Annotated in this window: 14 protein-coding genes; 5 read left to right on the top strand and 9 right to left on the bottom strand. The window is 45.0% G+C overall.

Translation table 11 applies throughout. The features are described from left to right. Nucleotides 1-20 precede the first annotated feature (20 nt). The 3 genes from BV11031_RS13345 to sigM are packed head-to-tail and all read right to left on the bottom strand — an operon-like array spanning nucleotide 21 to nucleotide 1,856. Nucleotides 21-311: an anti-sigma-M factor gene (locus BV11031_RS13345; RefSeq protein ID WP_010329201.1), complete on the bottom strand. Its 291-nt coding sequence runs from the start codon at nucleotides 309-311 to the stop codon at nucleotides 21-23. Beyond that, the gene (locus BV11031_RS13340) at nucleotides 299-1,375 is read right to left on the bottom strand and encodes an anti-sigma factor (RefSeq protein WP_082246323.1); all 1,077 of its coding nucleotides are present in this window, start codon (nucleotides 1,373-1,375) and stop codon (nucleotides 299-301) included. The genes BV11031_RS13345 and BV11031_RS13340 overlap by 13 nt, the downstream gene beginning before the upstream one ends. After that, nucleotides 1,365-1,856, bottom strand: coding sequence for an RNA polymerase sigma factor SigM (gene sigM, locus BV11031_RS13335; RefSeq protein ID WP_003224177.1), 492 nt, complete (start codon nucleotides 1,854-1,856; stop codon nucleotides 1,365-1,367). Before sigM ends, BV11031_RS13340 begins: the two co-directional genes overlap by 11 nt. Nucleotides 1,857-2,052: 196 nt before the next feature. On the opposite strand from sigM, the gene BV11031_RS13330 reads away from it, so the two are divergent. The 3 genes from BV11031_RS13330 (at nucleotide 2,053) to BV11031_RS13320 (ending at nucleotide 5,002) form a co-directional block, all read left to right on the top strand. Beyond that, nucleotides 2,053-3,048, top strand: a complete 996-nt coding sequence (locus BV11031_RS13330; protein WP_010329203.1) for an aldo/keto reductase — start codon at nucleotides 2,053-2,055, stop codon at nucleotides 3,046-3,048. A gap of 132 nt (nucleotides 3,049-3,180) precedes the next feature. Continuing rightward, complete coding sequence (locus BV11031_RS13325; RefSeq protein ID WP_010329204.1) at nucleotides 3,181-3,780, top strand: 1-acylglycerol-3-phosphate O-acyltransferase; 600 nt, start codon at nucleotides 3,181-3,183, stop codon at nucleotides 3,778-3,780. A 100-nt stretch (nucleotides 3,781-3,880) separates the two neighbouring features. Further along, on the top strand, nucleotides 3,881-5,002 hold the full coding sequence (locus tag BV11031_RS13320) for an NAD(P)/FAD-dependent oxidoreductase (RefSeq protein ID WP_010329205.1): 1,122 nt from the start codon (nucleotides 3,881-3,883) through the stop codon (nucleotides 5,000-5,002). A gap of 19 nt (nucleotides 5,003-5,021) precedes the next feature. On the opposite strand, the gene BV11031_RS13315 is transcribed toward BV11031_RS13320, so the two are convergent. The 3 genes from BV11031_RS13315 to cueR all read right to left on the bottom strand — a co-directional run bounded on the left by BV11031_RS13315 (nucleotide 5,022) and on the right by cueR (nucleotide 7,907). Beyond that, a complete protein-coding gene (locus tag BV11031_RS13315; RefSeq protein WP_010329206.1) occupies nucleotides 5,022-5,921 on the bottom strand; it encodes an NAD-dependent epimerase/dehydratase family protein in 900 nt (299 codons plus the stop codon). A gap of 159 nt (nucleotides 5,922-6,080) precedes the next feature. After that, nucleotides 6,081-7,415 carry a hemolysin family protein gene (locus BV11031_RS13310; RefSeq protein WP_010329207.1) on the bottom strand — a complete coding sequence of 445 codons (1,335 nt, stop codon included), beginning with the start codon at nucleotides 7,413-7,415 and terminating at the stop codon, nucleotides 6,081-6,083. 60 nt (nucleotides 7,416-7,475) lie between these two features. Beyond that, on the bottom strand, nucleotides 7,476-7,907 hold the full coding sequence (gene cueR, locus BV11031_RS13305) for a Cu(I)-responsive transcriptional regulator (protein WP_026014473.1): 432 nt from the start codon (nucleotides 7,905-7,907) through the stop codon (nucleotides 7,476-7,478). 157 nt (nucleotides 7,908-8,064) lie between these two features. On the opposite strand from cueR, the gene BV11031_RS13300 reads away from it, so the two are divergent. After that, nucleotides 8,065-9,246 (top strand): pyridoxal phosphate-dependent aminotransferase, encoded by a 1,182-nt coding sequence (locus BV11031_RS13300; protein ID WP_010329209.1) that lies wholly within the window; start codon nucleotides 8,065-8,067, stop codon nucleotides 9,244-9,246. Between the two features lie 286 nt (nucleotides 9,247-9,532). Then, nucleotides 9,533-10,918 (top strand): hemolysin family protein, encoded by a 1,386-nt coding sequence (locus BV11031_RS13295; RefSeq protein WP_010329210.1) that lies wholly within the window; start codon nucleotides 9,533-9,535, stop codon nucleotides 10,916-10,918. 13 nt (nucleotides 10,919-10,931) lie between these two features. Here the strand turns inward: BV11031_RS13295 and crcB are convergent, their stop codons facing one another. Genes crcB through BV11031_RS13280 form a run of 3 tightly spaced genes read right to left on the bottom strand, consistent with a single transcriptional unit; the run spans nucleotide 10,932 to nucleotide 12,398 of the window. Continuing rightward, nucleotides 10,932-11,288 (bottom strand): fluoride efflux transporter CrcB, encoded by a 357-nt coding sequence (gene crcB, locus BV11031_RS13290; protein WP_010329211.1) that lies wholly within the window; start codon nucleotides 11,286-11,288, stop codon nucleotides 10,932-10,934. After that, the gene (locus tag BV11031_RS13285; protein WP_010329212.1) at nucleotides 11,285-11,680 is read right to left on the bottom strand and encodes a fluoride efflux transporter FluC; all 396 of its coding nucleotides are present in this window, start codon (nucleotides 11,678-11,680) and stop codon (nucleotides 11,285-11,287) included. The genes crcB and BV11031_RS13285 overlap by 4 nt, the downstream gene beginning before the upstream one ends. Further along, complete coding sequence (locus BV11031_RS13280; protein ID WP_010329213.1) at nucleotides 11,667-12,398, bottom strand: glycerophosphodiester phosphodiesterase; 732 nt, start codon at nucleotides 12,396-12,398, stop codon at nucleotides 11,667-11,669. Before BV11031_RS13280 ends, BV11031_RS13285 begins: the two co-directional genes overlap by 14 nt. Nucleotides 12,399-12,412 lie beyond the last annotated feature (14 nt).

Below are 12,412 nucleotides of genomic sequence, written 5' to 3'. Positions count from 1 at the left end.
CCCCTTCAGGCGTCTTTCTTTTAAAAGCCAAACTGTAAATTGGTATCTACAGATACAATGGTATACACACAAATGATCACAAAAAGATTGAGGATGACGCCAAGCAGGCCGGGGCCTGTGCGCCCCCTCTTGATGAAGAGTTCGATCACGCCAAACGGAACGGCGGCCATAGCGAACGGAAGCATTTGATAGGAATAAAATGTGACGTTGCTGATAATCGCCAAATTCAGCAAGAGCAGGGACAGAATCGCTGTCCCGACAGAGATCCAGCCGAATACATTGTGTTCTTTAAAAATTCTTACCAGTTCCATAATTCCACCTCGCCGACATTCGCTGATTTTACAGACTTGTTTTTCAGCATGCGCTGGATTTCCTTCGTTGGCCCTGTTACGACCGAACCGTATACATGAACACCGTTTTTCTCGACATAATCCAATCGGTTATCCACATTCAGGTCTTTTCGTTTTGATATAACCTGCGCCCATTTTTCGTGCTTGGACATAAATTTCAAGGCGCTGATAAACTGATCGCCATTGGAACTGCCTTTTGTATTAAGGGCAGCCAAAAACTTTGAGTCCTTCCCAGGATAGCCAAGCGGCTCTGCGTATACGGTCTCATTTGTGTTTTTCTCAGTTTCGATTGCGTTCCATAAAAAGCTCACATCATAGCCTTTGAATTTGTTATACACTTCTTTTGTCGGGTATGCACGGTCATAGGAAAGGTAGACCTCGGATACCGTTCCTTCGGGTAATATCTTTAACGTTTGGTCTGCTTTTGCGGTTGATTGTTCAGACGCGTTTGATGGGTGTGTAAAGTAATGGCCGGTTGAATGCACTTCTAGGTCGTAGTAATTAACGGCCGGCGCTTTCACTTTATTATAAAACATTTCAACCCGTTCATTCCCCACTGCAACCGTGTTCGTGCCGATTTGCTTTTGCAGCGGGAATTCGGTGTTCATGCCAAACAGCTTCACTTGGCTTTTCAGCCCGGATGTATCGACTAGAACATTCGGCATGGTCAGGGCTACAGTGACTGCGGCGGTTTCCATAAACTCATTGCCGGTGCTTTGTTTTCCTCCCATTCCGTAATAGAGGTAGCTTCCTAGCGTGCAAAGCGGCAAAATCATCAAGGTCGAAATAACGGCAAGCACAGAAATTCGTAAATAAGACTTGCGTTTCCCATAGGCTAAAATCGCTTTTTGTTTTTCTGGACTGATGCTGACATCCCAATCGTTATCGTCCTTTAGCTCGCTGTCAATCAGTTCCTGATATACTTCGAGCTTCTCTAATTCTTCCTCAAATGCGGTCATTTCCTGGTCGCTCATTTCCCCATTTTTATATTGATCAAAACGCTTTTTAAATTCTTCATTCATCATTAACACCTCTATTATAAAGTGCTTTCAGCCGCTGTCTGGCACGAAATAAAACACTTTTAAAATTCGCCTCTGAAATATTCATAATATGGGATGCTTCTTTGTAATTTAACTCTTTTAAATAATATAGCGTTAAGGCCTCCCGATAATTATCGGGGAGCTCGGACATATAACCAGTCAGCACTTCTTTTATCTCTACCTGATGGGCAGGGCTCTGGACAGCATTTTGAAAGAGGCTTCCGATTAGGTCATCAGAAATGGTTACTTCCTTCTTATGCTTTCTGACGTAATCAATGAAGGCGTTTCGCGCCACTTGAAAAAGCCAGGGCTTTACTTTGCTGTGATCATAGGAGTGAATGTGTATGTATGCCCGCATAAAGGTTTCCTGCAGCAAGTCCTCGGCAAGATGCTTGTCTTTCGTCATGGAGAGCAGGAACCTGTAAACATCATTCATGTACATTTGGTAAATTTCATCGATCGTCACTGCCTTTTCTCCCCTCTATGTTATACACGCATAAGAAAGGTTTAAAGTTGCACATTACATGCAAACGGCTTTTTTATACCTCATCAAACACCATTCCTATATAGTACCTAAAAATGGCCGCAAATGATAGTGCCGAGAAATGTTTAACATGTTTGCCAGCGGGGAAAAGAGAGTGAAAAAGTGAAGGAGTGGCACAATGGAATATACCAGTATAGCAGACACCGGCATAAAAGCCTCTAGAATCGGCCTAGGCACATGGGCGATTGGCGGAACCATGTGGGGAGGCACTGACGAAAAACAATCGATCAAAACCATCCGCGCCGCTCTTGAGCAGGGGATCACACTGATTGACACCGCTCCGGCCTATGGCTTCGGGCAGTCCGAGGAAATTGTAGGGAAGGCGATCAAGGAGCACGGCAAAAGAGATCAGGTGATTGTCGCAACGAAAACGGCTCTCGACTGGAAAAACAACCAGCTCTTCCGCCATGCGAACAGAGCGAGAATCATTGAGGAAGTCGAGGCTTCTTTGAAGCGGCTTCAAACAGATTATATTGATCTTTATCAGGTGCATTGGCCAGACCCGCTTGTGCCAATTGAAGAAACGGCGGAAGTCATGAAGGAACTATATGACGCCGGCAAAATCCGGGCGATTGGTGTCAGTAACTTTTCAATTGAACAAATGGATACATTTCGCGCCATTGCGCCGCTTCATGCCATTCAGCCTCCATATAATCTGTTTGAAAGAGAAATTGAAGAAAATGTTCTGCCATATGTGAAAGATAAACAAATCACAACGTTATTATACGGCAGTTTATGCAGAGGGCTGCTCACAGGTAAAATGACAAAAGATTACACGTTTGAGGGCGATGATCTCCGAAATCATGATCCGAAATTCCAGCATCCCCGTTTTAAAGAATATCTTTCTGCTGTTCATCAATTGGATGAGCTGGCCAAGGCGCATTATGGAAAATCAGTGATTCACTTAGCCGTTAGATGGATCTTAGATCAGCCGGGAGCGGATATCACTCTTTGGGGGGCAAGAAAACCTGAGCAGCTTGAAGCGGTATCAGAGATGACAGACTGGACGCTGACAAGTGAAGATCATAAAGACATCAATGCCATATTGAAACATACGATATCAGACCCGGTCGGGCCGGAGTTTATGGCACCGCCGACCAGGGAGGAAATATAACAAAAGCTGAGGGTGAATCCTCAGCTTTTTGCGTTTACAAGGAGGAAATCTTAAAAATTAGTACCAGGTAATAAAAAATGTTGTTATAATAGATAGCAGAAAGAATCATGAATACGACAAAGGAAGTGCGATATGTATAAGTTTTGTGCAAATGCTTTAAAAGTTATTCTTTCTCTTCGCGGAGGAGTGAAGGTGTATAACAAAGAAAACCTTCCGGCCGATTCAGGTTTTGTCATCGCGTGTACACACTCCGGCTGGGTTGATGTGATCACACTCGGAGTCGGGATTCTTCCTTATCAAATACACTACATGGCGAAAAAAGAGCTTTTTCAACATAAATGGATCGGTTCGTTTTTGAAGAAAATTCATGCTTTTCCGGTAGATCGTGAAAATCCCGGGCCAAGCAGCATTAAAACACCGATTAAGCTGCTGAAAGAAGGGGAGATCGTCGGTATTTTCCCGAGCGGAACACGAACTTCTGAGGACGTGCCTTTAAAAAGAGGCGCGGTGACAATTGCGCAAATGGGGAAAGCGCCGCTTGTTCCCGCTGCATATAAAGGGCCTTCAAGCGGAAAGGAATTATTCAAAAAAGGCAAAATGAAGCTCATTATCGGTGAACCCCTACAGCAGGCTGATTTTGCCCATCTGCCCTCAAAGGAAAGACTTGCAGCCATGACAGAGGCTTTAAATAACAGTATTAAAGAGCTTGAAAACAAGCTGGAGCAGCTATAATCCATCAGTGCTAAATTCGCGACTTCCCTATTGTTTATAAGTTCCTTGGCTTAGCTATACTACATAAGGAATTGATTATTGGGAAAGGTTACAGAAAAAGATGAAAATGATCGTAGTAGGCGCTGGAATTCTAGGAGCGTCAACAGCATATCAATTAGCCAAAATGGGGGCCGAGGTGCTTGTGATAGACCGAAAGGATAAGGGACGGGCCACCCATGCAGCGAAAGGCATTATTTGTCCATGGCTGTCACCGAGGCAAAATCCGGCGTGGTACAAGCTGGCAAAGGCAGGAGCGCACTTTTACCCCGGTTTCATAGAGGGGCTTAGAAAAGAAGGCGAGATAGAAACAGGTTATGCTCCTGTTGGTGCTCTTAGTATTCATCACGAGAAAGAAAAGATTGAAAAGATTGAAAAACGGGTGCAAGAGCGGAAACAATACGCCCCGGAAATCGGAGACATTTCTTTTCTTTCTGAAATCCAGACCGCCGGCATGTTTCCCTTGCTGGCTAAACGGTACCATTCCATTCATATAAGCGGAGCCGCCCGAGTGGATGGCGAGATGCTGAGAGATGCATTATTGCGTGCTGCTCAAAGAATGGGAGCCGTTGTTTTAACAGGTGATGCCAAGCTTCAATATCATGCGAAACGAGTGACAGGCGTAACCGTTGGCGATGAAAGTTATGCTGCTGACGAGGTGATTGTTTGTGCCGGCGTATGGGCAGACCAATTACTGGCGCCTTTAGGCATTCGCTTTAAAGTGAGTGTGCAAAAAGCGCAGATCATATACGTTCAGATTCCGGACGCAAACCATATGGACAGCTGGCCTGCTATTATGCCGCCTTCTAAGGAATATCTGTTAGCTTATGCTGACAAGAGAATGGCCATCGGAGCGACTCGGGAAGATATAGAAGGGCATGATGTACGGATCACGGCCGGCGGGCTGCAGGAATTGTTGAACAAAGGATTGGAAATGGCCCCTGGTTTAGCAAACAGCACCTTTCAAGAGGCAAGAGTCGGTTTGCGCCCTTTTACACCGGGGGACGTGCCTGTGATCGGACCTCTTCCCGGCTGGGACGGGATCATAGCCGCAAATGGCCTTGGATCGTCTGGTTTGACAATGGGGCCTTATATGGGGCAGCAGTTGGCGAAGCTGGCTCTCAGAATGGATGTAGACATTGATGTAGAAGATTATGATATACAAAAAGCAGCAGAAGTTCATTGACTATCTGCTGCTTTTTGTTTTAGATTTTGGATAATGAAAGCTGATCCTCTGGCAGCGCTTTAAGTGAGCCGTCATTGTTTAATACAGACCGCCATGTATAACGGGGTTCATATCCTAGGATCTTTTTCGCTTTATCGATTGCCATTAGTGTTTCATATCCTTTTACATCCCGCTTTAAAGAGACTTCCGGGAAAAACCGTTTTACCAAGTCTTCACTCGGTTCTTTCATGATGGTATCCGGCGCCGTAATGTGGAAGACCTCATTGCCGATATTGTTTTTTTCGATTGCAAGCAAGCAAGCGTGCGCCGCATCTCTCACATCGCAATATGCCCATGCATTTTTCTTTTGAATATCCTTTTGCTTTTCGTTCCAATGCATGCCAGGAATTTTTTCATACTCATCAGGTTCATATATATTTGCAAAGCGGAGGGTGACAATTTGTGTATTCATCAGCTTTGAAAACATATCTGAAAGGATCTCGGTCAGGCGCTTTGCCATTGCATAAGACGACTTGACAATGGTTGGATGCTCTTCGTCTACAGGAAGGTAACTGAGCTCTTTCGGCACAAACGGATATCCCAGCACCGTCTCGCTCGAAGCCCATACAAGCTTACGCACTTTAAAATCTTTGCAAGCCTCCAGAATATTGAAGTTGACAAGCATATTATTTTCAAATATCGCCTGGGAGGGATTTCTGACATCGGTCGGAATATTCCCGAGGTGGACTACAGCGTCACAGCCCATAATAAGCTGGCATACTTGGCCGTAATCCCGCAAATCGGCCTGGATAAATGTTTTTGATGCTGATTCCTCTGCTAATACTCTATCTGATGCTGTCACATCGTGGCCGGCCTCCAATAATGTTCTGACGGCCCACCGCCCTATTTTCCCTGCTGCTCCAGTTACCACTACTTTCATGTTTTCACTCCTTTTTCTTGTTGTAAATAAGATCGAGCCCCTTGATTAGACTTCCCGAGGATTACCGTTTTATTAGCAGCAGTTTTTGTTGATGAAGAATGGGAAGGGGAAAACAAAGCATAATAAAAAAGACACCTCCATAAAAGGTGTCTTTACAAATTAAGCCTCTTTCGATTCTCCAGCTTCAACCAGCTCTTCTGCCGCAAGCTTTTTGACTTCAATATAAGCGACGTGGTGGCCGTCAATTTCATTAATAATGAATTCGCAGCCTTCTTCGATGATAGAATCATCTTTTTCAACATCGTATTTTTGGGTAAGGAACCAGCCGCCGATCGTATCGACTTCTTCGTTCTCTAAATGAATGCCGAGCAGGTCGTTTACTTGGTCGATTAACACTTTTCCGTCAAGAATATAATGGCCTTCGCCGATTTTACGGATTTCGTTAATTTCATCAATATCAAATTCGTCGCGGATTTCGCCGACGATCTCTTCGATGATGTCTTCAACCGTCACGAGTCCGGCAGTCCCGCCGTATTCATCGGACAGGATGGCCATGTGGACCCTGTCTTTTTGCATTTTGACAAGCAGATCTTGGATCGGCGCGGATTCAATGACATGAATGATCGGGTTGACGAATTGAGAAATGGTGGAATCAACAGATACCTCGCCGCTGATGCAGGCGGTCAGCACTTCCTTAATATTAATGACCCCGATAATGTTATCCTTATCGCCCTCTTCTACAGGGTAGCGGGTATATTTTTCAATCTGAATGATGTCCATCATTTCAGAAATCTTGATATCATGCGGAAGACTGACAATTTCAGTCCGCGGAATCATAATTTCTTTCGCGAGCCTGTCGTCAAATTCAAAGATTTTATTCACATATTTAAACTCTGACTGGTTAATTTCACCGCTTTTATAGCTTTCAGACAGTATGATTCGCAACTCTTCTTCAGAGTGAGCCAGTTCATTTTCTGAAACAGTTTCCAGGCCAAATGCTTTTGTCAATAACCGTGCGGAATTGTTCAAAAGCCAAATGAACGGGAACATAATGCGGTAAAACCAAATCAGCGGTTTCGCAAACAGCATAGACACTGCTTCCGCCTTTTGGATGGCGACTGTCTTAGGCGCGAGTTCTCCGACAACAACGTGCAGGAACGTGATAATGGCATACGCAAAAATAAACGATATGACATGTGAAAGGGAACCTGGCACATTCAATTGTACGAAAAGCGGGTGAAGCAGCCTTTCAATTGTGGACTCGCCTAAAACCCCTAATCCAATGGAAGTCAATGTAATTCCGAGTTGACACGCAGATAAATATTCATCAAGATGCGTGGTCACTTTTTTTGCGGCTATTGCTGCTTTATTTCCTTCCGCGATCAGCTGATCGATTCGTGAGCCTCTGATTCTGATAATGGCAAACTCAGATGCCACGAAAAATGCCGTCAGGGCGATTAAAACAGCAACTAAAATCAAATTCACTATGTCCAATTAGAACCTTCACTCTAGCATTGAGAATGAAGGTAACACCTCCTGTTAGATAAAATGGTTTTAACGTAACAGCAGCATAAATGATTGGAACACGGCGAGCTTTTCGGGTGGGAGCTTGTTCTTCAGCTTGTCACGATCCTCGGGCTTCAGCCGTTCAAACCGATGCAAGATTCCGGAGATATTTTGATTCATATGATCAATTTCCAATGCCAGTTTACCAATTTCATCATCAAGTTTAGCTGAAGAGGGAAACTGGTTCTCCAGTCGATCTTTAATATCGGACAGGGCCAATCGCTGCTTCTTGCAATCTACAATAAATATGAGTCGTTTGAGTGCGTTTTCATCGTAGTAACGGTAATTTGAAAAGGATCTGGCCGGCGTAAGCAGACCGATATTTGTATAATAATCAACTGTTCGTTTCGTTACTCCCGCAAGTTTTGCTAGTTCACTGATGCGATAAGTCTCAGCCCCATCTATATCCCTCCCAACCATCACGTTATAGTTATGAGAATAGTTTAATATATGAACGGTGTTTTGCACAAGTTTATTGTTTTTCCCTAGATTAGCACTGGAAGTTGTGGAATTCTTCATTTTATTGAAGTAACATGTAAAGAAAGAATTTTCAAAACTTTTCACGTGGAAGGGACAGATGAAATTGGCTGGGTTATCCCGGGAAATTGAAGAAAACTTACATAAAGGGTCATGGATTCGCAAGCTGTTTGATGAAGGTGCAAGACTGAAGAAAGAGTTCGGGGATGATCAGGTCTTTGATTTTTCGCTTGGCAACCCGATTGTGGAACCGCCTGAAGCTTTTAAGAGAGCGTTGCGAGAAGAAGTTGAAAAAGGCAATCATGGATACATACAAAACCAAGGGCTTCCGGCAGCGAGAGAGAAAGTCGCGCAATTTCTGGGGTCCCGTTTTGAAGCGGAGTTCGCGGCGGAACGCGTCGTCATGACGGTGGGCGCGGGCGGCGCCTTGAATGTCGCGTTAAAAAGCATTGTAAATCCGGGGGAAGAGGTTATTATTCTCGCGCCTTATTTTGCCGAGTATAAATTGTATATTGAGAACTATGGGGGAAAGGCTGTCAGCTGCCCATTAACGCCCAGATTTGAAATTGATATAGAAGCGGTCAGGCAATCGATCACCCCCAAGACGAAAGGGCTGATCCTCAATACACCTCATAACCCGACAGGAACTGTACTCAGCCAGAAAAATATAGATGATTTAGGTGCTTTATTAAAAGAAATAGAAGGGAAGAACGGCCAAACGATTTATGTGCTCTTTGATGAACCATATAGTCAATTAATCTATGATGCAGAGCTTGCAAATCCGTTTCAATCGTACCACCGTGTGATTTTGGCGAGCTCATTCAGTAAGGATCTCGGCATAGCGGGGGAGCGGCTCGGGTATATTGGTTTGGACAGCAAGATGCCTGATTCTGGCCTTTTGATCAACGCTTTTGTGTATTGTAATCGCACACTTGGGTTTGTGAATGCGCCAGTCATGATGCAGCGGGCTGTGGCAAGAATGGATGATGTTAGGGTAGACGCTAGCACTTATAAAGCGCGCAGGGATTTAATGGTTGGCATTTTGAAGGAAGCCGGTTTTGAATTCGAAATGCCGAAGGGCGGTTTCTTCGTTTTTCCTAAATCGCCAATAGAAGACGAAGTTGCATTTTGTGTGCATGCCGCTCAAAAATACAAATTACTAATCGTGCCCAGCAGCGGGTTTGGAATAAAAGGGCACTTCCGTTTATCCTTCAGTGTGCCGATCGAGCAGATCAAAAACTCACGGGACATTTTCGTTTCCTTATATAAAGATTTTGCTTAAACGAAAACGGCTTTGAATGCTGTTTTCTGTTTTCATATTCACAACATGATGACAGGCTGTGCCTGCGATGAAAGCCTGCACCTGCAGTAAAAGTCTAAAAATTAAAAATCATTTTTGGAATGAGTTGTGTTACAATAAAATATACAATTTATAATCAAACTTTGACTTGGAGGTGGTATGATGGGGCCCTCTGCTTAGGCAACAATACACCGCGTACCTCAATGTTAAGGAAAAATGATTATATCAGGAGGTGACTCCTTATCCTTTTATGAGAGGATAAGGTTAAATGGACGATATTGACAGTCTGATTTTAATTGGTGTGCTCATTGCTTTAACCGCGTTTTTCGTTGCAAGCGAGTTTGCAATTGTTAGAGTAAGGAGATCCAGAATTGATCAGCTTATCACGGAAGGAAACAAACGGGCGATACTCGCAAAGCGTGTCATTACAGATTTGGATGAATATTTATCCGCATCCCAGCTGGGCATTACATTGACATCAATCGGACTCGGCGTGCTGGGGGAGCCGGCATTTGAACGGCTGCTGCATCCATTGTTTGAACCGCTCGGCCTGCCGGAATCGGTTTCTCATGCGGCCTCTTTTGCGGTTGCGTACGGCATGATCACGTTCTTGCACGTTGTTGTGGGCGAACTGGCCCCGAAAACGGTCGCGATTCAAAAGGCAGAGCAGCTGACCTTGCTGATAGCGGGTCCATTGCGTTTATTTTATTTGCTCCTGTTTCCGTTTATTTGGATCCTCAATGGGTCTGCGCGGCTTTTATGCGGCATGTTCGGTTTAAAGCCTGCGTCAGAGCATGATGGTTCCCATTCTGAGGAAGAACTCAGAATGCTGTTGTCTGAGAGTTTGAAAAACGGAGAGATTAATCCGTCTGAATATAAATATGTAAATAAGATTTTTGAATTTGATAATCGGATCGCCAAAGAAATTATGATACCGCGGAAGGAAATAGCCGCTGTGTCAACAGAGATGACGATGGCAGAGATGCTTGAAGCCATGCTGAAGGAAAAATACACGCGCTGGCCTGTTACAGATGGGGACAAAGACAGTGTCATCGGTTTGGTCAATACGAAGCATTTGTTTTCTGATTTGCTGTTTATGACAGAAGAGGAACGAATGAAGATGACGATCCATCCGTATGTACGGCCTGTAATCGAAGTGATTGAAACCATCCCGGTTCATGACTTGCTGATTAAAATGCAGCGTGAACGCATTCATATGGCCATATTGTCGGATGAATACGGAGGAACCTCGGGGCTTGTGACCACAGAGGATATTCTTGAAGAAATTGTCGGCGAGATCCGAGATGAATTTGATGAGGATGAACAGCCGCTGATCCAAAACCTTGGCGAGTGCCATTATGTCATGGACGGTAAGGTTCGGATTGATGAGGTGAACAGCCTTCTCGGCGCATCGATTCAAGAAGACGTCGATACGATCGGCGGGCTGATATTGAAAGAAAACATCGATATTGAGACCGGTGAATCCATCCGCATCGGTTCCTATACAATAAGAGTGCTGAAGATGGACGGCCGATTAATCAAACAAATTGAGATAAAAGAAGAAGCCGGCAGCACAACCGGGGTTACGGCGCACCACACGCTGCCGCTGCCCGAGCCTGTGATGCTGAACAGTGCGACCTTGAGCGAGAAATAAGCTCAAGGTTTTTTTACGTTGCAATTGTCCAGCCGCACCAAAACGCCAACATTGACCCGCAAAGCGTTAGGGTGATGTACAGGATGCTTTCCATAACGCGTTTGGCCAGCAGGAGCTGCACACTTTCAACGCTGAAAGTGGAAAAGGTTGTAAAGGCGCCGAAAAATCCCGTGCCCATGATGAGGGAGGCCGAATCATGGGCGATGTGAAGCCCTGTAAACATTCCCAGCCCAAGAGCTCCCAGAATATTAATTGTTAGTATGCCAATGGGCAGGCTAAGACCTTTGGTTTTGGCGGTGACGACATTGCCAAGCCAAAAGCGCAGCATCGCGCCAAGGCCGCCCGCTATCAAAATACCCGCCAGTGTCAATTTTCCCGCATCTCCTTTCTTTGCTGGTTGCCGGCTATGCGCCGTCCCGCCAGTACGCCGATCAGCGCAAGAACGATTCCTGCTGTCAATGATACCGCCGCATACAAAATAGCCAGTGAGGATTGTGCTTGTAAAAGCATCACCGTTTCTTTAGAAAATGTGGACATTGTTGTAAAGCCGCCGCAAAAGCCAGTGCCTATAAAAGCCGACAGCAGAGGCCGTTTTGCCCTGATCATAAAAAAACCGGTCAGAATGCCTAATAGAAGGCTGCCTGCCGCGTTTTCGAGCCAGGTTGCTGCCGGGAACTGATCGGTCTGTATCCACATGTTTATTCCGTACCGGAGAAGGGCGCCAAGCGCGCCTCCGATAAAAACCGCGCTATACATTTTCATATTTGCCATCCTTTTTGATGAAATCCGGGTAGTCTGTTACGATACCGTCCACGCCCATGGCTTGTAATTTCGCTGCTGTTTTTTGGTTTTTAACAGTCCATGCAAATACTTTTAAGCCATGTTTATGGGCAGAAGCGATCATCAGACGATTGAGTCTTGTGTATTTAATATTGACATAGTTTGCGATAGATTGGCAGGCCTTCAGCTGATTTCTGGGCAGCATGCCAAAGTTGGGCCTTGTAATAACTGCTGTCGGAAATGATGGATAAAGCTCACGGAACCTCTGGACGGAGCGGAACTGAAAGGATTGAACAATATTATCGACAGAAAAAGAAAATTGCCGTAACAGCTGTCCCGCTTCTTTTTCAATTCCGATTTGAGATGGATGGCCTTTTAATTCAATTAGTAGGCCGATTTTTTTGTGATAGCGCTTGAGGACCTCTTCCAAGGTTGGAATGCGCTCTCCCTGAAAAGCGGGGCCGTACCAGCTCCCTGCATCTAGCTTTCTCAATTCCTCCAATGTAAAATCCTTAACAAAACCCGATCCGTTTGTTGTTCGGTCAACCCTGTCATCGTGTATCACAACAATCTGCCTGTCTTTTGTAAGCTGGACATCCAGTTCGATCATATCTGCATTCATTTCCGCCGCGAGGTCAAATGCGGCAAACGTATTTTCCGGAGCGTAACCTGATGCTCCGCGGTGGGCAATGGTGTACACGCTAAGTCAGCTCC

Origin of the sequence: Bacillus vallismortis, assembly GCF_004116955.1 — a bacterium.
In the GTDB taxonomy this organism is placed as follows: domain Bacteria; phylum Bacillota; class Bacilli; order Bacillales; family Bacillaceae; genus Bacillus; species Bacillus vallismortis.
Note: the sequence above shows the minus strand (reverse complement) of the source record. Positions and strands in the feature narration are given on the sequence as shown.

Excerpts from the sequence above, each read along its gene's own strand:
- BV11031_RS13300 (WP_010329209.1), top strand. The coding sequence starts at position 8,065 with ATGAAATTGGCTGGGTTATCCCGGGAAATTGAAGAAAACTTACATAAA.
- BV11031_RS13320 (WP_010329205.1), top strand. The coding sequence starts at position 3,881 with ATGAAAATGATCGTAGTAGGCGCTGGAATTCTAGGAGCGTCAACAGCA.
- BV11031_RS13325 (WP_010329204.1), top strand. The coding sequence starts at position 3,181 with ATGTATAAGTTTTGTGCAAATGCTTTAAAAGTTATTCTTTCTCTTCGC.
- BV11031_RS13285 (WP_010329212.1), bottom strand. The coding sequence starts at position 11,680 with ATGAAAATGTATAGCGCGGTTTTTATCGGAGGCGCGCTTGGCGCCCTT.
- cueR (WP_026014473.1), bottom strand. The coding sequence starts at position 7,907 with ATGGTTGGGAGGGATATAGATGGGGCTGAGACTTATCGCATCAGTGAA.
- BV11031_RS13315 (WP_010329206.1), bottom strand. The coding sequence starts at position 5,921 with ATGAAAGTAGTGGTAACTGGAGCAGCAGGGAAAATAGGGCGGTGGGCC.
- BV11031_RS13340 (WP_082246323.1), bottom strand. The coding sequence starts at position 1,375 with ATGATGAATGAAGAATTTAAAAAGCGTTTTGATCAATATAAAAATGGG.
- BV11031_RS13295 (WP_010329210.1), top strand. The coding sequence starts at position 9,533 with ATGGACGATATTGACAGTCTGATTTTAATTGGTGTGCTCATTGCTTTA.
- BV11031_RS13330 (WP_010329203.1), top strand. The coding sequence starts at position 2,053 with ATGGAATATACCAGTATAGCAGACACCGGCATAAAAGCCTCTAGAATC.
- BV11031_RS13345 (WP_010329201.1), bottom strand. The coding sequence starts at position 311 with ATGGAACTGGTAAGAATTTTTAAAGAACACAATGTATTCGGCTGGATC.